Origin of the sequence: Capilliphycus salinus ALCB114379 (assembly GCF_047276495.1) — a bacterium.
Lineage (GTDB): Bacteria > Cyanobacteriota > Cyanobacteriia > Cyanobacteriales > Microcoleaceae > Capilliphycus > Capilliphycus salinus.
In genome coordinates this window covers 5523825-5544692 of record NZ_CP178543.1, presented here as the reverse complement: position 1 = coordinate 5544692, position 20868 = coordinate 5523825, and the positions used below count along the sequence as shown (strand labels likewise).

Below are 20868 nucleotides of genomic sequence, written 5' to 3'. Positions count from 1 at the left end.
TGACTTCTGGAAAATTAACCGCATTCGAGAGGCTTCCCACTGGCGATCGCACGAGCCAACCCATTCAATTTTAACAAGTGGGTGTCAATGAATTGAAAAGCCCCCGTTAAGTCTAGGAACTTTGACGGGGGAAAGGTGACTTGAATGACCAGGCTGAAAATCATTCACTCCGGTTGTAGAAATCCTAGTCAAAAGTCATTTCTATCATGTCCAATAACTTTTTTAACCATTTTAATTTGGGAGTCACCGCAACCGGAGTTGCAAAAATACTTTCTATTAAACTCCAATCCATCTCACAATCATAATCTTCAATAAGACCAACTTGATCGTGAATATATCGAGCAATAGACTCGGAATCACTCGACCAAAACGCATCATCTACATCTAAGTTCATCATCAAGCCCTCTATCCGTAAAGCAATCTTTTTTGTGTTATTTATCTTTTCTCAGATTTTTTTAAGAAAACCGGAGAATCGTGTCAAAACTGGAGGATTTTATAGACAGGATCGGAGGATTTTCATGCACCAAGAAGGCTTGATTGGCTGATTTTTTCTTTTGGACTTTCATCTTTGACTCCTCTTGAATCTTGTGCTTAAAATTTGTAAAAATTCGGTAAAATTTACCAAGTTTGATCCGAGTTGATGTGAAAATTCAGTGAAAACGCGGAAAGGCTTGATTTTCTCAAAAACGGCCAAAATCTACAACCCGAGTAGGGATTACCTACCTCGTGGGGAATAAATTTGTCTGAGAAAGACAATAAAGGGTTAACAGTTAAAAGCTATACAGGCTTAAAACCTGATTTTCACTGAAGCCTAACTGAAATGGTGTCGGAGGGAGACTCCGGTTGTCAAAACCCTCAACCGATGGAGGCTACACAGAACGTTCCGGGTTCTCCGGAGGAGAAGGAGGCTGTAGAAATTTATCTTGAATTTTAGCTTGATTTATCGAGGGTGTGCAGTTGAGGATCGGATCTGGGCAAAATTCTATAATCCCCAACTCGATAATTCGCTATAGATGCAGTTGGTTTGAAGCACATTGACGGTGAGGGAAATACCCATCTTAAAGAGACTGATTACCCCAATTGTAAAGAAAATTTACTCGCCATTTGTCGATACATTTGATGCGGATCAACCCTTCTAGGATCTGGAAAAGAAAAATAATGTTTAGATCGTTAGATGTTGCCTGCATACTCAACAAATTATGGTTAATCCTCAACCCCCATTTCCTGATCTTACCCAACATTGGGCGCGTTCTTTCATTAACCGCCTACAACGCCAAGCTATTGTTAGCGGTTTTCGAGATGGCACCTTCCGACCGGAACAAACCCTCACCCGTGCCGAATATGCCGCCCTATTGCGGGCCGCCTTCCAACGTCCTCCCAAACGGGCTTATCTTCCCTTTAAAGACGTGTCAACCAACTTTTGGGCGTTTTCTGCCATTCAGAACGCCTACGAAGCTGGCTTTATTTCTGGCTTTCCTGATAACACCTTTCGACCCCAAGCCAAGATTACCCGCCTTCAGGTTTTATTATCTTTGGTGGCGGGTTTAAATATTCCCAAACCGACCGCTTTCTCTTTGGCTGAAATTTACACGGATGCGGCTACAATTCCCAACTATGCTGTTAGCGCAATTGCGGGCGCAACTGAATCTAAACTGGTTGTAACTTACCCCCAAAGCGAACGTTTTGATCCCGATCAACCCGCTACTCGGGCGGAAGTAGCCGCAATAATTTATCAAGCGTTAGTGTTTCTGGGAAAAGCTTTACCTTTGGCTTCTCCTTATATTGTTGAACCGACAAAACCGGGAATTGTTCGCACGGGAACTCATATATCGGTTAATGGTAGAGGTTGGAAATGGAAAGCCGCCTGGGGTCAATGGAATTCTGGCGGTTCAACTTTAACGGGAATTAGCGATAAAGGGATGATGTTAGTTTTGGGAATGAATCCGTTAAATACCTCGGACAATTATCGCCAACCGGTTAACTGGTTTTCTCCCGAAACTCTACCTTATTCGATTCAATCTAAATTCGATTTAGACTACCGTTATCTCAATATTGATGAACTGGCTAAAACCGCAGAATGGGAAGTGGAAATCGACGGTAATACTTTAAATATTTTCTCGGCTATCGGTCAAGTTGATAATATCACCTATGAAGAATTTTCCGAGGTTTCTCGGATGATGATTGATTTAAACCAACCGACACCTTGGGAGTTGTACGAACTCAGTTCAGACTGGGAAATTGTGGTTGATGCTATCGTTGATAAATCTATCGCCGATCGCTTTGTAGAAACGCCCCCGGAGTCGAATATTCCCGAACCGAATGAAGACCAAAAAAACGAAGGAGAAACGGGCGGAACTGAGGCAAAAATTCCCCGTCCGGTGGTGAAAGTGGGAGAAACCCAAACAACGATTAAAGGCAAATTACCCGACGGTTACGGGATCAAAGTTTTTACCTTGACCGATCCAAATCGCATCGGGATAGAAATCCGAAAAGATCCGTTAATTGAGCGAAAAATTCTCTGGAGTACGGGTTTAAATTGGCGACAAGAATATTTAACGTTAAATCAAGATAAATTTCCGGTGGTTTGGTTAGAAGTTCAGCCCAATTCGGGATTAAAACTCAAACCGATTTGGACGGATAAAACCCAAATGAAAGGAACCGCTTCTTTATCTAAAATTACCGAGACTTGGGGAAGTTTGGCGGCGATTAATGGGGGATATTTTAACCGGAATAATTTGTTGCCGTTGGGGGCAATTCGCAAAGATAATCAATGGTTATCCGGGCCGATCCTGAACCGGGGATCGATGGCGTGGAATGATGCGGGATCGATAAAAATGGCAAGGTTAAAATTAATAGAAACCTTGACCCTTTCTACCGGACGGGAATTTGAAATCGATTTGTTAAATACCGGATATGTCAAAGCCGGAATAGCCCGTTATACAACCGACTGGGGAAGCAGTTACACCCCGCTAACCTTAAATGAAGTGTTAATTATTGTTGAAAATAATCAAATCACTCGTCAAATAGAAGCCACAGACGATAAAACCCCGATCGCGATCCCGACGGGGGGTTATATACTCAGCTTTCGATCTTTTAAAAGCGCTGTGAGTTCGTTCCCGATTGGTGCTAAAATTGCGATCGCAGCGAAAACAACACCGTCGGAGTTTAACCAATATCCTCACATTTTAGGTGCGGGGCCGCTCTTGTTACAACAAAATCAAATTGTTGTTGATCCCGAAGCGGAAGGGTTTAATATTTGGTTTTCCCAACAGCGTGCCATTCGCAGCGCCATTGGAGTTGACGCCAACGGTAATTTATTGATTGTAACCGTTCACAACCGTGTGGGAGGGCCGGGGCCTGATTTAACCGAATTGGCAAAACTGATACAGCAACTTGGGGCGGGGTCGGGTTTAAACTTAGATGGTGGAAGTTCGACTAGCCTGATTTTAGGCGGTCATTTACTGAACCGAACACCGGATACAGCCGCCAGGGTTCATAATGGTTTAGGTCTATTTTGGAGATAAAGAAATCAGAAAATCGTCAACAATCGCACAAAAATTAAAGTTGATCTGTTGAATACTTTTTCCTTTATTGGGAAGAATCCACACTGTTATATTCCGACAAGGCGTTAAAATAGTTTAACAAGCCTAACTTGTTCAGGGAATAGATGCAACGATCAATGCGTGAGAGTTGTGTTTCCAGCAACCGTACAGGCAATCTTACCCAATGTCTCCATGACCGTTAACGGGTTTTACCCCAATCTCCGGGCTAAAATTGCAAAGGTTTCCTGAAAATGCAGTTAGCCCAAACTCCCAAATCGAAATTTGAGTGACTTCTGCCACTTCCATGATGACTCCAAGCGAACTAAACTATTGCTATCGCGTGTTAGAACTGAAGCCGGGTGCCACTCTGGAAGTGGTCGATCAGGCTTACAAGGACTTGGCGTTTATTTGGCATCCCGATCGCATTCCCGAAGATAATCAGCGATTACGAAAAATAGCAGAAGATAAGCTAAAGGAGATTAACTTAGCGCGAGATAAATTGCGCTCAATTTTAAAACGTAGCACAACCTCTCAATATAAGTCTACCCGTCAGCATTCGACGACCGCATCGACCCGACAAACCACAACCCGATATTCGGCGTCCTCGACTCAAACCCAGGCGAAAACCTATTATCGTCCGGCGGCGTCGGCGACTTCCCGTCCACCGCAAGCGAAACCCCAACCAAAACCCCAACCCCAACCTCAACCGAAACCCCAACCCCAACCCCAACCCCCTCAAGCGGACTATCCCCCCAAAAGTGCCTATCAGCGGCCTCACGCGCCCGATATGAGCGGCGTTGACCTGAAAGGGGCTGATCTTAAAGAAAGAGATTTTTCGGGGCGGAATTTGACCGGTGCGGATCTGAGCCACGCGAATTTGAGCGATGCTTTCCTGCACAAAGTCAACTTGAATGGCGCTTGTTTGTACAAGGCGAATTTGTTTCGGGCCAATTTCCTGCAAGCGGACCTGCGTTATGCCAATTTGCAAGAGGCCAATTTGATCGGTGCCGACTTAAGCGGGGCGGATCTGCGGGGCGCCAACTTAACCGGGGCGAAAGTCGGAATGGGCGATCGGATCATGGTTAAACTGACCGGGACGATCCTCGCCGGTGCTATTTTACCCGATGGTTCGGTACATCCGCAATAAATCGCCATAAATTTTGCTCGCGATCAGGAATCGACAAAATAGAATTTGTAGAGGGGAAAGTTGTATTTTTTTTGCTCACCACTGTGAACAAGATCAAGAAACTCAAACAACTTCCTCTAAAACCCTCTAGCTTTGCGATTTTAGTGAGTGTAATTGGGTTTGAACTTGTCATTGTGGCTATCTATCTGGGTAGCATCTTGTTAACGGGCGAACCCTATCCGCCTTTTGACATGAATGGTCAAATGACGATTCCTTCTTTTTTGCAGGCGTTTTATTTGTTTGGAATTGGTTCGATCGCGTTGATTTTGTTAGTGACCGAACCCCGTTCAAAATTACCGCCTTCTGCGGGGTTTAAGTTGGCGATCGCGATTTTATTACTTTACGCGACTCTGGATGAAATCTTTGAAATTCATCTGCAATTGGATGATTGGTTTGCGGGGATCGAAAAAGGAGACTGGATGGGAATTTATTTGGGTGTCTTTTCGATGACTCCTCTGGTTTGGTACAAAGATGTTCGCAGGTTGTGGCGAGTCTACCGTCAGGAAATGTTAATTGTGTTGCTTGGACTCGGTTTATTAATTGTCGGGGGATTGGGTGCGGAACTGTTTAAAGGTTGGTTTCGGCTGTTTGTCGGGTTATTATTTGACCATGATTTCATTTTGTTTTTTGCCGAGAAAGTTCGAGTTGCAATTGAGGAATTCTCCGAACTTTTAGGGGAAACTCTAATTTTATACGGGATTTTTTTATTTGTCAAAAAACGCCACCGTCGCCGAAAATTTTTTCAATCTTCTCCCCGTCCAACATAGATCGAGAAGATTAAATCTGTCTTAAATTTTCAGCGATGACCGGAAAGGGGGAATAGAGGACAAATTTCCCTCTTTCTGAATACGAACCAACCCGTCTTTTTGCAGATCTAGAGACAAATCATTATTCTTCCCTAAGAAGGATGCAGGTGTCCGGACAACTGTCTAATACTGAGTATAATATCAATAGCCCCACCAATAGAAATACCTTTGCCTTTAGTATGTTAATCTCTCATTCCGAAGCCGTAAGCTATTACAAAGCAGACTCGCGAGAGTCAATTTTACAACAGGAAGTTCCGCTAACAGAAGACTCCGTTAACCCAACTTCTGCATCTCAGCAAGGACTGGGGTTAATCTATCTCGCCTCGGGTTTTTTAGGAATCGCTTTTATTGTTGTGTTTATTAAGCAGTTACAAGCCAGAAAACTGCTGAGAAGTAATCTCTCGATAACCAAGCCCTTCAATAAAATTCCCTGTGCAAATTGTCAATATTTTAATAATAATCTTCATCTTAAATGTGCGGTTCAGCCCTCTATCGTTTTGAGCGAAAACGCCAAAGATTGCACGGATTATCAGCCAATAGATGGCAAGAATTGATCCCCATTAAAGTAGAGAAGAACACCCCAGTTTAAACCCTTTGAAAATCCGATTAATTCACCAACCCCGACCGCAGTGCAGTGACCGCAGCTTGTACGCGATCGTCCACCGATAATTTATTCATAATTCCTCGAACATGAGTTTTAATCGTATTCGGACTCAAATATAATTCTTCAGCTATTTGTACATTCGTTTTCCCCTCGACCATCAACTTTAAAACATCAAATTCTCGGGGGGATAAATTGCTATTTTTACAATCATTTTGAGGAGTAGACGGTTGTAAATGTTTAACCAGATATTTCGCCACTTGGGGATCGAGATAAGTCGCCCCCTCACTCGCCGCTTTGATCGCCCCATAAAGCCTTTCAACACTCGCCCCTTTAATACAATAAGCATCCGCCCCACTCGACAACGCCGCGATCACTTCCGTTTCAGCGGTATGAGAAGTTAACATCACAATACGAGTTTTGGGTAAAGCCTGCTTAATTTTTTGGGTGGCTTCTATTCCATCCATTCGAGGTAAACCAATATCCATTAAAATCAGATCGGGTTGTTGGTTTAAAGCCGTTTCTACGCCCAAATAACCATCATCAACCACCCCAATTAAATCAATATCCGTCCACTCGGATAAAACTTGTTCTAAACCCAGTTGCATCATCGGATCATCTTCAACAATTAAAACACGCATATCAAACTCCTATTTTAAGGGAACAGGGAACAGGCAACAGGCAACAGGGAACAGGGAACAGGGAACAGGGAATAGGCAACCATGCAAAAGGCAACAGTCGGGTGTAGGGGCGGGTTCCGAATTGATTTATAACCTCCCACAGACAACTGATATAAACCCGCCCCGGTGTCGGGGAAAAACTGATCGGGGGTTGGGGCGGGTTTATGTAAGTTATTTTTGGGTAAGATAGGTTTTCGCCGAACCCGCCCCTACAAAACTGGTCACTGAAAAGGGGCGGGTTTATGTAAGTTATTTTTGGGTAAGATAGGTTTTCGCCGAACCCGCCCCTACGGTGACTGAATAAAGGCTTAGACTGGTAAAACATTAACAAAATCTCCCGCCTGAATTTGTGTACAATTAATCGGTAAAACTGCTAATCCTGTGGTTTGGGCGAGATTAACTAAATTGGCACTATTATGAGTTCCCGGTGCGAGTTGAAAGCTATACTCACCGTTAATAACGCTAAGTTTACCCCAAAGATAGGTTTCTCGTTTTCCCTTAGATTGTAAAAGACTTTGCGATCGCGCTTTAATAAAAACCGGTTGATAATCTTCTGATTTTAACCCCGAAAGTTTTCTAATCGCAGGTAAAATAAACCGCCAACAGGTAACTAAAGCCGATACCGGATTTCCCGGTAAACCAAAATAAACACAATGGGGAAATTTTGCCACCGTTAACGGTTTACCCGGTTGAATAGCCACAGACTGAATATGAATTTTACCGCCCAATTCTGTGAGAATTTGTTCGATATAATCGTAATCTCCCACCGAAACCCCCCCCGTAGAAAGCACCAGATCCGCCTCAGAAATGGCTTGAGAAATGGTTTGTTTTAACGCTTGGGGATCATCGGTCACAATTCCCAAATTAATCGGTTTAACGCCCATTTTAAACATTAACGCCGTCAACGCATAAGAGTTAGAATCAACCAATTGTCCCGGACCTAAGAGTTGATCGGGTGTTACTAATTCATCCCCTGTGGAAAAAATCGCCACTTTCACCCGACGAAAAACCGGAACTTTTACACATTGACTCGCCGCCAATACTGCAATATCGGGCGCATCTAACAAAATTCCGGGCGTTAATAACAAGTCTCCGGCTTTGTAAAAACTACCCTGACGACGCACAAAGGCTTGGGGTTGAGGACAGTTAAAAATTTTAACCTGATTTCCTTGGCGTTGGGTGTCTTCTTGCATGACAATAGTATCCGCCCCCTCCGGTAAACAAGCCCCTGTAAAAATCCGCGCCGCTTCTCCGGGTTGTAGGGTATATTGGGGTTGAGATCCGGCGGGAATTTCTTCGATAATTTCTAGGGTTTGGGGATGATCGGATGTACATCCTTCAATATCCGCATAACGGACAGCATAACCATCCATCGCGGAGTTATCCCAATGGGGAAAATCGAGACTACTGATCGCAGGACTTGCTAATACTCGTCCGATGGCGTCTTGGAGATCAACGGTTTCGATATCCGAGGGACTTTTTAAGGGTTGGATCAGGTCTAAGATGATTGATTCGGCTTGGTCAACAGGTAACATCGATGTTCGAGAAACAGTTTTTTTTTATTTTAAGCGTTCCCCGTTACTCCCAAAGCACAATTTACTGTTATTATAGCTATACTTTGCGATCGCCATCAGACCCTGTTTTTTTCATCCGTTGTCAGGCTTTTGTTTAGAATGCCTTTTCAGCTTGAATCTATTTTGTCATAATAAAGGTAGATTAAGCCGCCTATTCAGTCTAGACCTCCCTGAAATTTTGGGTTAAATTTTCCCTCGTCCCCTCCGAGTCAACTTTTGATATTTTTTCCCTCAGTCTGTTCTGGTCTTCGGAGACTGGGATCACTCTTTTTTCTGTTTTTAAAAACTGTTCGACAGGATTTGAGCGGGTTTTCAGTAGGTTTGATCGGATTGAATCCGAATGTTTGATTTGTATAAAAAGTGTGATTTTAACAAGTTTAAAACTGATAAGCGGTGCAAGAGATCGTTATGATTTATTCAAACAATAAAAACATACTGGGTCGCATTCTAATCGTTGATGATTCGCGGGAAAATTTAAACCTTTTAGCCGAAAGTTTAACCAATTCTGGTTATCTTCCCATCAAGGCGGAAAATTTAGAAACGGCACGGGCGCAAGCTGAATATTCTTCTCCCGATTTAATTTTATTAGATATTTTTCTGCCGGGAATGGAAGGAAATCACTTTTTTAAACATCTAAAAAGCAACCCCAAAACTTTTGAAATACCCATTATTTTTATGAGCAGTTTACAGGAGGTTTTTGAAAAAATCAAAGCCTTGCCTGTGGGTAGTTTTGATTATATTAACAAACCTTTTAACATTGAAGAAATTGTGACCCGTATCGAAAATCAACTCGCCTTTAAACGTCAAAAAATGCAGCTAACCCGAGAAATTGAACGACGTCAACACGTCGAAGAAATTCTCTGCGAGTCTCGGGCGCTGTTGGCGAGTGTTTTAAATAGTTCGCCCGATGGAATTGCTGCTTTTAAAGCGGTTCGCGATCGCTGGGGAAAGATAGCCTATTTTCGCTGTGTTGTAGCGAATCCAGTTGTCGCTCAACTCATCGGTCAACCCGCGAATTCTTTAGTCGGTCAACGCCTACTAAAAAGTATGATAGATCAAATTGACAGCAATCTATTTGACCAGTTAGTTCGAGTGGTAGAAACGGGAGAAACCTGGAATCAAGAGTTGCATTTGGAAAGGCTGAATCTCCCCCAGCATTGGTATCAAATCACTGCGGTCAAAAATGGTGAGGGGTTCGCTGTGACCATTCGAGATATTTCCGAACGCAAAGAATGGGAAATGTTGCTCAATCAAACCAGTCAAAACCTCTATCAACAGGCGATTTCCGATCCGTTAACTCAAGTGGCAAATCGTCGGGCTTTCGATCACTATTTACAACAGGAATGGAACCGATCCAAACGGGATAAATTGCCTCTATCTTTAATTTTAGCAGATATCGATTATTTCAAAAACTATAACGATCGCTACGGACATCAAGCGGGCGATCGCTGTTTGCGAAAAATTGCCCAAGCGATCAAGGAAGCGGTCAAGCGTCCGGCTGATTTTGTGGCTCGATATGGCGGAGAAGAATTTGCGATAATTTTACCCAATACGGAGATAGAAGGCGCCAAACAAGTGGCGGAATTAATTCGTTCAGAAATTCATCAACTGCAAATTCCTCATGGAGACTCTAGCGTCTGTGAATACGTGACGTTGAGTTTGGGTGTAACTTCTCAAGTTCCGCAAGCAGAAGATTTATGTGAGATTTTAATCTCAAAGGCGGATGCTGCACTTTATGAAGCGAAAAAACAAGGACGCGATCGCATAGTAGAGGGTTAAAACCTATGATAGTAGTTTAACCGAATTTGAAAAAATAACAGTGATGGACTCTCAAACGGATACAACATTAACCCCCGAACAATATCGCCAGAAAATGCAGCGCCGCAAGGAAGTTCAAGAACAACGAGTCGCCAAAGCCTCGAAAACCAAAGGGTTAATTATCGTTAACACCGGAAACGGGAAAGGAAAGACAACCGCAGCTTTGGGGATGGTGATGCGCGCGCTTGGTCACGGTTATCGGGTCGCTATTGTTCAGTTTATCAAAGGCGCTTGGGAACCCGCAGAAAAAGCGGTTTTTAGCCGTTGGTCGGACCAGTTGGAGTTTCATGCAATGGGAGAGGGGTTTACTTGGGAAACTCAAGATCGCACCCGCGATATCGAAAAAGCTCAACAAGCGTGGGAAATGGCTTTATCTTACATCCGCAATAGTGAGTATAAGTTAGTGTTGCTTGATGAAGTTAATGTGGTGATGAAATTGGGTTATCTGACCGTTGAAACGGTGTTGGCGGGACTCGCAGAAAAGCCGGAAGATACTCACGTTATTTTAACCGGTCGGGGCGCTCCGGAGGCGTTAATTGAGCGGGCTGACTTGGTAACAGAAATGACCCTGGTTAAGCATCCTTTCCGCGAACAAGGCGTTAAAGCGCAACCCGGAATTGAGTATTAGTTTAGCAGTATTGTAGGGGCAGGGTTTTACAGTCACCAGTCACCAGTTTTACAGTTACCAGTTTTACAGTTACCGTAGGGGCGGGTTTAGTTAAATCTGTCAGTAGTAGTATAGATTTTGGCAGAGGCGCGCCCCTACGCTTTAACTGTGTTGGTGGGGTGGGGCGGGTTTAGTTAAATCTGTCAGTGGTAGTATAGATTTTGGCAGAGGCGCGCCCCTACAGAATAATTATTGATTAGCCGGATATGATATTACGTAAACCCGCCCCGGAGTCGAGAAAAAGCCGTTAAAAAACACAAACAAAAACCCCCCTTTTTAAGGGGGGCGATGGGGGGATTCCCTTTTTAAGGGGGGCGATGGGGGGATTCCCCTTTTTAAGGGGGGCGATGGGGGGATTCCCCTTTTTAAGGGGGGCGATGGGGGGATTCCCTTTTTAAGGGGGGCGATGGGGGGATTCCCTTTTTAAGGGGGGCGATGGGGGGATAAAAACCTAATTCCCTCTAACTAGCTGGCGAGATATTCTCGCACTTGAGACTTCCGACGGCGCAGGTGGTTGAGGGCTTGATTTTCGAGTTGACGTACCCGTTCGCGGCTAATGTTCATGCGAGCGCCAACTTTAGACAGAGACAGTTCTTTACCGTCTTCTAAACCGTAGCGAAGCAGAATCACTTCCCGTTGTTGGGGGGTCAGTTCGTCGATCAGGCTTTTGAGATCCTGACGCAGAAGTTCGTGGGTAACGTAGCTATCAGCCGAAGCGGTTTCGTCTTCAAGCAGTTCTTGCAGTTCGGTGTCTTGGTTATCCCCAACCCGCAGATCCAACGAAATGGGATGGCGAGAAGCGAGCAAATATTCCCGAATTTGAGACGGATCTAATTCCAATGCTTCTGCAATTTCGGTCGGCGTCGGGTTGCGACCATATTTCTGCACTAAGTCCCGTTGAACTCGTTTGATTTTATTGAGTTTTTCGGTAATGTGGATCGGTAAGCGAATGGTGCGACCATTTTGAGCGATCGCCCGGGTGATGGCTTGTCGTACCCACCAGTAAGCGTAGGTGGAGAATTTGTACCCCCGCATGGGATCGAATTTTTCGACACCCCGTTCTAAACCGAGGGTTCCTTCTTGAATTAAATCCAAGAATTCCATATTGCGCTTTTGGTATTTTTTGGCGATCGAAACCACCAAACGAAGGTTCGCTTCGATCATTTTTTGTTTGGCGCGACGACCGCAATCTAAAACGCGATCGAGTTCATCTTCGCTCATGTTAACGTGAGCCGCCCACTCGGTTTTTGAGGGTTCGTGACCCAATTTTTTCTCAAGCTTTTCTTTTTCATCCAACTGTTTCATCATCTGTTGGACTTGCTTACCGTAATGAATTTCTTCCTCTTGAGTGAGCAAGGGAACACGGCCAATTTCATGCAGATAAGTCCGCACTGTATCCGCTGAAACCCCAGGTCGAGTGTTCCGTTTGCCAGTTTGATCTTTTTTGAGATTGTTTACCTTAGCCATAGTTTAAAATTAAACTCCCTTAACTGAATCAAAATTGGTTGTGAGTCTACCCGACTCAACAATGAGTAGGTTTATTGAAAGAGTGTGTTCTCTTTGGAACTGGTAGAAAGTCTGACCCTGTGGGATTTCTACTCAATGTTTTGACAGGGGAGCCGGAACGCTCGACAGGTTGCGATAGTATATCAGGTTCCCTCCCTTTATCGTAAAACTCTATCTATTAGACGATAATCGTGTGCTATTAGTTCAATTGACAATCACCAGGTTATCGACTTTTGCTTCACAAGTATGATTGTTCCTCGACTTTCGAGAAGCTATTCGACTGTAACAACCCCCAATTTTCGCTCGGTTGGATTCCTATTCCAACCCTCAATCCATTGCTCCTTTACTTCCTTTTACATTATTACATGAATTATGGGGTCAAAGTCAAGCTGTTCATGGTTAGATTTGGTTTGTTAATCATTTTCTATCTCTACTTACTATCATGCCCAGAAAAACTTGAAATCTATCAGAGGAATGAATAGGAGAAAACCGAACTCTTTTTTCCTTGTTTTCCCGACAAGCATCTGTGCTTATACTGATCTTCAATAAATTGTTACCCCGGTCTGGTAACTTTGATTGCGAAAAATTGCCATCGGGTTGAGGAAGAACTTCATCCTCTGCAACTCGACCAATCAACACTTAAGGATTTCCATTTGTCTTTTCCTGAGTCCGATAGAGTTTAAACGGTTGAATTTGTACTTGATCATTGCCACAGGGTGAAAAAACCACGAACAGAGGACAAAAGGCAAGCACCCGATCCGAATTCATGTAGAAAAGAGCATTGTACCCTATATTTTGTATTTTTGACTTGCCAAAAGTGGAAATTTTTCGGATCTTGTTGCTCTGTCCTTGCAAACAGACTAAACCACTCGAAACCGAAGATAGATGTGTTCTTTGAACGTTTGAGATTGTTTTTTTGCTTCATAACGTTCAATCACACCGCCTCCCACTCCCTCACCCCAGAGGTTAATCCTTGTCCCACAGCGCTCCAACAACCAAGCGCAGAGCGAGAATCAAGCCAATTCCCTCGATCGCCATCTCGATCGCTGTTAATATAATCACCATCGTCACCCGTCCCGCTTCCGGAATTCCAGCCACAGCAATGGCGGCTAATGTGGCCGTCAAAAAAATAGGCAGTAAACTGACAATCACTTCGCATGAGAAGATCAACAATTGCTCGCCGATCTTTTCCTGAAATTTTGGTGGCGCAGATCCAATTAACTTTCACTCCGATTCCCCTACAATTAAGTGTAATTTCTGCTTCGGTTTCATCTACCGATTGAGAGATTGCGATCGTCTCATCCCGGATTAATTTTTGCGGTTGAATATTAGCTTGAATTGGATTTTGATCCAAAACAATCACCCGTCGATCGCGATCGCTACAGGCGCGTTTAAAGCGATCGCCGTTTAAGATCAGTTGATGATTACCAATGCTATAACCGGTCTGGGGAAGCAGTCCACCCCGCCCGGTGAGGACCGCTTCTGAGGTCCCGGCTACACCGGGATTAATCATATTGACTAAAATCAAACCAATCATCGATGCGATCGCCAGAGGAATAACCAGCATTAACAGGTCATTGAACAACAATTCTCCTAAAAGAGCCACCGATTCTCCCTGTGCGGGTAAGAGTCCCCCCAGGAGGACACCTACCCCAATCCCGAGCCAAATCGGAATCAGCAAGGATTTCGAGGTGTCTTGGATTGTCATTTGAGTCTGAAAGTGATTAACAGTTTTTGTATTGTGGTATAATACACCGCAACTAATCGTAAAATTGGATGCACTTTGGTATTTCTTAATCTATGGCGAGAGAATTACCGGGGTTGGGAAGACCTGATTGGGGCTTGCGGCTCGGATGTTCGGAAAATTGCACGGTAGAAACCTGAAGCTTGGTGTTCGGGCAAAAGTCGGGTTTGTGGGGTTTAAATGTTTGAAATTGGCGGTGGACTTCTGCGGTTTTAAATAATTTTCAATCCCACAGATGAATTGAGGGTAAATCTATTATGATTGCCATAGATTTTCGAGAAGCTATTCGGTGGCGAAATTCGACCGGAAAACCCCATCGGTTGAAAGGATAACTGTGTGTTGGTCAATCTCCGGTCGAAACTCAATGTTAGGTCTCGATCAAATTGTCCGGATACCAACGCCCCAGGTGAGGAAAACCGAAAGCCAGAACCGCCAAAAAATTCGTCCGGAATTGGGTTGCCAAATTGCTCTGATTTAAGTTAAATTATAATCAAGAATAGGACAATACGAATCAACTTTTCTAGATTCTGGTGCGGCTGATTCTCAGTTCAGCCACTCGTTTCTAATGCGATGCAGTGGTGGTTTGTGTGTGGCAATCTCAGTCCCAGTGTAGAGACTGCGAATAACCCGCCGACCTAGAGCCTCGACCCCTAATCACGCCGATTTGATTCCTCTCAATCTCAGCGAGAGAAATCAAGGCAAAAGTTTAAACAAAAAAGAGGGGAGATAGAGTCAATTTTTTGTCAAATTCCTATAAACTTCATCCCCAGTTTAACAAAGTACCCCCAACTCGCTTTTTGTGGGTGGGGGATATTGGAAGATGAAGAAAAAATCTCCGTTTAATCATATTCCTTTTATAGCCCTCAAAGCTAATATTAGGACATCAACTGATTCTGTATTTTAAACCCTACAGAAAATTCTCGACTCTTGCCAGATAAACTGTTGCCTACTCTATTTTTGAGAATGCTTTTAAAAAGATGACTGTTACCACCCCTGTTCCTCCCAAACTTCCCGTGACTTCCGAACCCAAAATCCTTTCCCTCTCCCCGGTTGGCAATCCTTTTTTAAACCGTTGGCGTCCGTCTCCCGAGTCGCTGGTGTTCATTTCCGCCCTATTAATTGGAGGGGGTTCGGGACTATTAATGGTGTTATTTCATACCCTAATCAACCTCTTTTATCACCTGAGTTTCGAGGGATTAATGAGCCAAATTTACACCTGGGGAGCGTGGACCCTCGGCTTAATTCCCCTGGTTGGCGGTTTAATTATCGGGGTAATGCGCTGGCTATTTCCCAAGATTTTAGGACAGGATTTTTCGGCTTTATTAACCAACGCCAGAGTCCAAAATATCACCCCATTGCGACCTTTAATTAAAATGTTAGCCGCAGCCATTTCTTTAGGAACCGGCGCATCATTGGGGCCAGAAAGTCCCAGTGTAGAAATTGGTTCTCACGTGGGGATATTATACGCACAGCTTTTTCAAGTCTCCCAAGAACGTTATCGGTTGCTGTTGGGGGCGGGGGCGGCCGCCGGACTTGCTGCGGGTTTTAACGCACCCATAGCGGGTGTTTTTTTTGCCTTAGAAGTGGTACTCGGAGCAACATTTTTCACGGCACCGGCAACCAGTTTAATTTTACTGTCTGCGGTTTTTTCTTCAATTATCTCCCGTCTTTTATTAGGCACACATCCCGCTTTTATCTTACCGGAATATCAAGTCATTAGTTCTTGGGAATGGATATTTTATGTGGGTTTGGGTGTACTCGCAAGCGGTGTATCTTTAGCATACACTCAAGGGATTAAATGGGTGCGGGCCTGTTTTCAGGGAGAGATTCCCTATTTGGGTTTTTTCGGTAAAATTCCCCCTATTTTGAAACCGGCTATCGGTGGAATTCTTCTGGGGATAATCGCTTTCAAACTTCCCCAAACCTTGGGAGTCAGTTATCAAACCCTAGAAATTATTTTACAAGGCGAACAGTTTCCCCTGCTGTTATTGGGTTTGCTGTTAGTCTTTAAATTAATTGCCACAACAATTAGTTTGGGGAGCGGTTTTGTCGGGGGCGTGTTTGCACCGGCGATGTTTTTGGGCGCTTGTTTGGGGGCGATTTACGGTCATGTTTTGGGGTTAATTTTACCGCCTGATTTAGTTGAAATTGCGCCCCCTGCGGCTTACGCAACCGTCGGAATGGCAACGGTTCTCGCCAGCAGTGTCAGAGCGCCGTTAACGGCGATTTTATTGTTGTTTGAAATGACTCGCAACTATTTAATTATTTTACCGTTAATGGTCGCCGTTGGGGTGAGTATTGTGATTGTGGATTGTGTGAAAGCTAAAAGTTCGGTGGCGGGTTTAAATCTCCAACAAATGGGGATGAATTTGGCACAGCAAAACGATGAAGAAATCATCCAAACGGTTCCGATTTCAGCGTTAATGGATTTTTATTATTTGGCGCTGTTAGACTCAACCTCTTTAATTGAAGCGGGTCAGAAAATGATTCAAGCTAAATGTCATACCGCTTTGGTTGTTGACGAAAAGAAACTCTTAGTCGGTGTGATTACTTTGGCCGATATTAAACGACATCTGATTCAATTTCATTCTCTCCTAAGCGAACACAAGAATTCGGAAGAAATATTAACAAAAATAGACTTAAAAATAGGCGAGATTTGTACTTCTGAGGTTCTTTATGTTTATCCCGATGATTCGGTTAGCGAAGCCTTTGAACAAATGAGAGTTCGAGGAATTTATTTGCTTCCCGTTGTTCACCCCGATAACCCCCGAAAAATTATGGGGATTTTGGATAAAAACAAAATGAGTTTAGCCAGCGATTTAGTCTCGACTCATACCGCTTTGCTTTCCTATGGTACATTATCCAATTGAAGGGTGAGTACATTCCAAAAACCCGGTAACTGAATAGAAACCGGGTTTTCCATTCCCAATTCAATATCATTTAAAATCCCAAATCATCCATCGCCGACGCCGCAGCTTCAAACACTTCCTCATCCGGCATTTCTTCCCAGTCGGTATCGCCAATTTCACGATAGAATTGTTCATCGTAGGAACGGGTACGAATCACCACAGGCATCGGTACCGCATGACCCAACACTAACGCCTGTTGTTTCGAGTCTAATTTCGCCAAAACCGAACGCAAATTTTGACTACCCGCAACCCCGGTAAAAATCGCATCAATATCTTTATCATCGTTCAATAAAGCGGTAATTCGGGTACCAATTTGAGACATGACTTCCGCATCAATTCCCGACGGTCGTTGGTCAACGACTAACAGCGTTACAAAATATTTTCGCATCTCTCGGGCGATTGTACCAAAAATAGTCGAACGAACAATAGCAGAATCCAGAAAACGGTGTGCTTCTTCAATCGTAATCACCAAAGGTGTTGGTCTGTCTGCGGGATTTTTAGACGCCAGAAAACGGTCAGCTTTGCGAACGTAGGACCCATGAATCCGACGGGTGATCATATTCGTCACCAACATATAGGATAACATATCCGACTGCGACCCAAACTCAACAATCACGTTTTTTCCCGCATCCAAAGATTGTAAAATTCGGTCGATATAATTAAACGGAGAAGTCGGACGCATATATTTTAAATTCTCCATCCGCAACAGTTTCCTCTGAAGCGACATAATCGAACCTTTGTGACCCCGCCTTTCATCACAAAAGAGTTGAATTTCCTCATTTGTCATCGATAATAACTGGGTAATCCAAGACTTGCCAAATTCGCTTCTAAGAATATTTGCACTATCCAAACTCGCCTCGGATAGATTTAATTCCCTCTGAACCAAATTAATATCTTCAACCTCGATTTGATCATAACTCAAATACAATTCTTGGGCGTCACGAACCCCCCGACGTTTGGTTGATTCGGGGTCGAGGGTGTAGACTTCTACTCGTTCGGGAAACAGTTGACGCAACCCTTTTACAGTATTAAATTTTTTCCCCTCAGAAACCGCCTCCCAACCATATTCGGAGTGCATATCAAAAATTAAGTTAACTGCGGCTTGTTTTTTGATAATTCCCGACAATAATAGGCGCGTTAGAAAAGATTTACCCGTTCCCGATTTTCCAAAAATACCGTTACTCCGTTCAACCATCCGGTCTAAATCCACACAAACGGGAACATCCATATCAATCGGTTGACCGATGGAAAAATTGCGGCGATTTGGGTCATCTTCCCACCCAAAAATCACTCTAAAATCCCGTTCGCTGGCTTCATAAACCTGGGAAAAATGGGTGGGAATGGTTTTCACCGGTAGGAGTTGAACGTCGCTGTTTGTATTGGCTTGATAGGAGGCTAATGTGAAACGACCATCTTTTTCGTTTTCCTGTTGTTGCGCTTCGAGTTGGCGCCGAACCGCTTCTTCTGATTGTACATCCGCCTGATTTAGCATCAACATTGGGGTTAATTCTATCGTTCCGTAGGTGCTATTTCCGGCGAGGATGGCTTGTAGAAAATCGTCGCTCGGTTGCGGGGGGTTGGCTAATATTCGCGCACTGCTGGTTCCCAAAGAAACATCTGTCAACAGACAGAAAAAATGCGATCGCAAACCTCGCACGACCAAAAATTTTCCGACTCTCATATCTTCGACGGAGATATCTGCATGGAGTCGAACTTCTAATCCTTTGGTGAGGGAACCTTGAATAACGGAACCGAGCGGTTGTTCTGTGGTCATCGATTTGTATCTGTCAGGTGTTTTTGGGAGTTACTCGGGATGAAGGGTGACAGTGTTAATCCCAGCTAACCTCTATCTACTATCTAATATTATGATATTTTCGTCAATCTTTTCGCCGATAACCCAAAATCGTAGGGTGCATCAGATTTTGAAGTTAATGTTCTAATCACTGGGTTATTTGTCTGATGTACCCTACAGGATAAACGATCAATCATTCGGCAACCCCAAATCGGGTAAATTTTTAACAATTTTCACGGTTTCTAAACTGACAGTAATCACTTTTTTAATTAACCTAACGATATATTCTTCATCGTCAAGGCGGTTGGGATCGTTTGTAATTCCGCTTCGTTTATCCGTGCTTATTTTATATTGATCTATGATCCAGTCTAAGGCGGAACGGTTTCCCAAGCGATATTCAAATGCTTCTGGGGGAATTCCTGTTAGGGTGAGAAAGTCGTTATATTTGAGTTGGGTTTTGTCTTTGGAAAGGCGCATTTTTTAGACACGCCAATCTATCGGTATGTCTTTATTTTCTAGGTGTTTTAGGCGATATTCGGGCTGTTTTTCGTAGTTGATATGAATTTCTGCGAGTCGTTTTCCTGCGGTTACAAAGGGGTGAAATTCTGGGGCGAAGGGTATGCGGGGAAGTTCTCGTTTGAGGTTGGCGGCGTAGCGTTCTCGGTAGTCGGGATGATGAAGGATTGAGTAGGTATAATAAAAGATATCCCATTTAGTAATTGTGGGATCTTGGTATTGATTGCGAAATTGTTCTAATGCCCAATCTGTGATGTTTTCTTGGCGGTTTGTTCCGTCTTCATCGTAGGTGTAGAAGGGGAAACATTGACCAGTCCTCCCTCCAATTGCTTGTTCGGGAATACTATTTGTTATTTGTACCACAAAAGGAATCTGTGAATGATTTGTAACGGCAATCACCTGATTTTCTTTTTCGTTAGATTCCGCAGGAAAAATTAAGGGAAACTGTCCTCGCCTGTGAGTCAAAGCACTATCGAAATATAAATACTGTCTAGTAAATGGACGGTAAATCGAATTTCTAATTTTATCTTGCGAAAACTCTACTGTTATACCGGAATTCAAACACTCCTTTAACCGACTACTCCACTTGATCTTAGTCTCATCGTAAGATACAAAAGAATCAACCGTATCTCCTTCTTTTTTCTCATTTTTCCATTTGTAGACCTGTTGATTATAGAAGTTGATAAAAGCTTGTATATTTTTTGATAACTCTTGACTATCATAGTTATAAGCCCATTCATCTCTGGCGGTTTCAGCACCTCGACTATAAATTTTAAACAAGCAATCACTTACATCTCCTTTAGCTGATTTCGTTTTTTTAGTTCCCAATGGAATAAACGTCTCAAAATCATCTTCTAATTCACCCGTCAACCAAGTGTGCTTTTTATCAGGCTTAATGTCTTCCCATTCCACATTACCAATGTGTTGAACTTTTTCTAAATAATCAAACTTTTCTTCTTTCCGCCAAAACTCATCCATTCTGGCGTAGTAAATTTTAGCTTTTTTCATGGTTCATATTCCAATTTTTACTTGGACAAAAAATAAATTATATTTTCATATAATTTGCCGCTTTTTTTATAAATCTTCTGGTTTTAATCCGGTTTTCTTAGCAATACGAGCAAGCATTCTTGAACCAATTTCATCACTATCCCCAAAAGCAAATACATAATCATCCCAACCTTCTCTTTCTAGGATTTTGTGCGATCCGGTTTGTCGTTTAATCCGCCATCCAATTCTTTCTAGTGCGGCTAACACTTTTCTAGCTTTTGTCGATGACCACTGACTCATATTACGATTTTCTAAACAGCAACAAAGGTTAAACTTGTCAAACCCAAGCTAATTTCTCCGTGTTCGAGTTTGTCAGCAATTACTCGCAACGCCAAAGCTTGTACATTTGCGATCGCTTCTTGTTGAGTTGAACCGTAGACTAAAACACCCGGTATTTCTAAAATTTCTGCGATCCAACGACCATCCAGTTCTTGTTCTGTTTCAATAGTAAATTGAGTAGATATTGAGCTTTGCATCAGA

At 43.3% G+C, this 20868-nt stretch carries 17 protein-coding genes and 1 pseudogene; 7 read left to right on the top strand and 11 right to left on the bottom strand.

Annotated elements, in window-relative coordinates:
• Nucleotides 1-14: 14 nt before the first annotated feature.
• Together ACL6C3_RS22430 and ACL6C3_RS22425 are read right to left on the bottom strand one after the other, a co-directional pair.
• The gene (locus ACL6C3_RS22430; protein WP_413161288.1) at nucleotides 15-164 is read right to left on the bottom strand and encodes a hypothetical protein; all 150 of its coding nucleotides are present in this window, start codon (nucleotides 162-164) and stop codon (nucleotides 15-17) included.
• Between the two features lie 20 nt (nucleotides 165-184).
• A complete protein-coding gene (locus tag ACL6C3_RS22425) occupies nucleotides 185-397 on the bottom strand; it encodes a hypothetical protein (RefSeq protein WP_413161287.1) in 213 nt (70 codons plus the stop codon).
• An 802-nt stretch (nucleotides 398-1199) separates the two neighbouring features.
• On the opposite strand from ACL6C3_RS22425, the gene ACL6C3_RS22420 reads away from it, so the two are divergent.
• Entirely contained in the window at nucleotides 1200-3524 is a 2325-nt protein-coding gene (locus tag ACL6C3_RS22420; protein ID WP_413161286.1) for an S-layer homology domain-containing protein, read from the top strand.
• Nucleotides 3525-3719: 195 nt separating this feature from the next.
• Here ACL6C3_RS22420 and ACL6C3_RS22415 read toward each other — a convergent pair whose 3' ends face one another.
• Nucleotides 3720-3848, bottom strand: a complete 129-nt coding sequence (locus ACL6C3_RS22415; protein ID WP_413161285.1) for a hypothetical protein — start codon at nucleotides 3846-3848, stop codon at nucleotides 3720-3722.
• A 1-nt stretch (nucleotide 3849) separates the two neighbouring features.
• On the opposite strand from ACL6C3_RS22415, the gene ACL6C3_RS22410 reads away from it, so the two are divergent.
• The 3 genes from ACL6C3_RS22410 (at nucleotide 3850) to ACL6C3_RS22400 (ending at nucleotide 6088) form a co-directional block, all read left to right on the top strand.
• Nucleotides 3850-4689, top strand: coding sequence for a pentapeptide repeat-containing protein (locus ACL6C3_RS22410; RefSeq protein ID WP_413168391.1), 840 nt, complete (start codon nucleotides 3850-3852; stop codon nucleotides 4687-4689).
• An 83-nt stretch (nucleotides 4690-4772) separates the two neighbouring features.
• Nucleotides 4773-5495 carry a hypothetical protein gene (locus tag ACL6C3_RS22405; protein WP_413161283.1) on the top strand — a complete coding sequence of 241 codons (723 nt, stop codon included), beginning with the start codon at nucleotides 4773-4775 and terminating at the stop codon, nucleotides 5493-5495.
• Nucleotides 5496-5635: 140 nt separating this feature from the next.
• On the top strand, nucleotides 5636-6088 hold the full coding sequence (locus tag ACL6C3_RS22400) for a hypothetical protein (protein ID WP_413161281.1): 453 nt from the start codon (nucleotides 5636-5638) through the stop codon (nucleotides 6086-6088).
• A 52-nt stretch (nucleotides 6089-6140) separates the two neighbouring features.
• Here the strand turns inward: ACL6C3_RS22400 and ACL6C3_RS22395 are convergent, their stop codons facing one another.
• Nucleotides 6141-6776, bottom strand: coding sequence for a response regulator (locus ACL6C3_RS22395; RefSeq protein ID WP_413161280.1), 636 nt, complete (start codon nucleotides 6774-6776; stop codon nucleotides 6141-6143).
• Between the two features lie 347 nt (nucleotides 6777-7123).
• Nucleotides 7124-8350 carry a gephyrin-like molybdotransferase Glp gene (gene glp, locus ACL6C3_RS22390; RefSeq protein WP_413161279.1) on the bottom strand — a complete coding sequence of 409 codons (1227 nt, stop codon included), beginning with the start codon at nucleotides 8348-8350 and terminating at the stop codon, nucleotides 7124-7126.
• Between the two features lie 447 nt (nucleotides 8351-8797).
• Between glp and ACL6C3_RS22385 the strand changes: the two genes are divergently transcribed.
• Together ACL6C3_RS22385 and cobO are read left to right on the top strand one after the other, a co-directional pair.
• On the top strand, nucleotides 8798-10168 hold the full coding sequence (locus ACL6C3_RS22385) for a diguanylate cyclase domain-containing protein (RefSeq protein ID WP_413161278.1): 1371 nt from the start codon (nucleotides 8798-8800) through the stop codon (nucleotides 10166-10168).
• Nucleotides 10169-10211: 43 nt separating this feature from the next.
• Nucleotides 10212-10835: a cob(I)yrinic acid a,c-diamide adenosyltransferase gene (gene cobO, locus ACL6C3_RS22380; protein ID WP_413161277.1), complete on the top strand. Its 624-nt coding sequence runs from the start codon at nucleotides 10212-10214 to the stop codon at nucleotides 10833-10835.
• Nucleotides 10836-11339: 504 nt separating this feature from the next.
• On the opposite strand, the gene ACL6C3_RS22375 is transcribed toward cobO, so the two are convergent.
• Both ACL6C3_RS22375 and ACL6C3_RS22370 read right to left on the bottom strand, forming a co-directional pair.
• Nucleotides 11340-12341, bottom strand: a complete 1002-nt coding sequence (locus tag ACL6C3_RS22375) for an RNA polymerase sigma factor, RpoD/SigA family (protein ID WP_413161275.1) — start codon at nucleotides 12339-12341, stop codon at nucleotides 11340-11342.
• Nucleotides 12342-13346: 1005 nt separating this feature from the next.
• Nucleotides 13347-13478, bottom strand: coding sequence for a hypothetical protein (locus ACL6C3_RS22370; RefSeq protein WP_413168390.1), 132 nt, complete (start codon nucleotides 13476-13478; stop codon nucleotides 13347-13349).
• A 1623-nt stretch (nucleotides 13479-15101) separates the two neighbouring features.
• Between ACL6C3_RS22370 and ACL6C3_RS22365 the strand changes: the two genes are divergently transcribed.
• Complete coding sequence (locus ACL6C3_RS22365; RefSeq protein ID WP_413161273.1) at nucleotides 15102-16994, top strand: chloride channel protein; 1893 nt, start codon at nucleotides 15102-15104, stop codon at nucleotides 16992-16994.
• A gap of 70 nt (nucleotides 16995-17064) precedes the next feature.
• Here ACL6C3_RS22365 and ACL6C3_RS22360 read toward each other — a convergent pair whose 3' ends face one another.
• From ACL6C3_RS22360 to ACL6C3_RS22345, 4 genes and pseudogenes are all read right to left on the bottom strand, one after another.
• Nucleotides 17065-18807, bottom strand: a complete 1743-nt coding sequence (locus tag ACL6C3_RS22360; protein ID WP_413161271.1) for a helicase HerA domain-containing protein — start codon at nucleotides 18805-18807, stop codon at nucleotides 17065-17067.
• A gap of 207 nt (nucleotides 18808-19014) precedes the next feature.
• Nucleotides 19015-20319, bottom strand: a pseudogene (locus ACL6C3_RS22355) (type ISP restriction/modification enzyme).
• A 96-nt stretch (nucleotides 20320-20415) separates the two neighbouring features.
• Nucleotides 20416-20628 carry a type II toxin-antitoxin system HicA family toxin gene (locus tag ACL6C3_RS22350; RefSeq protein WP_413161269.1) on the bottom strand — a complete coding sequence of 71 codons (213 nt, stop codon included), beginning with the start codon at nucleotides 20626-20628 and terminating at the stop codon, nucleotides 20416-20418.
• Between the two features lie 11 nt (nucleotides 20629-20639).
• Nucleotides 20640-20864 (bottom strand): type II toxin-antitoxin system HicB family antitoxin, encoded by a 225-nt coding sequence (locus tag ACL6C3_RS22345; protein WP_413161268.1) that lies wholly within the window; start codon nucleotides 20862-20864, stop codon nucleotides 20640-20642.
• Nucleotides 20865-20868: the final 4 nt, after the last annotated feature.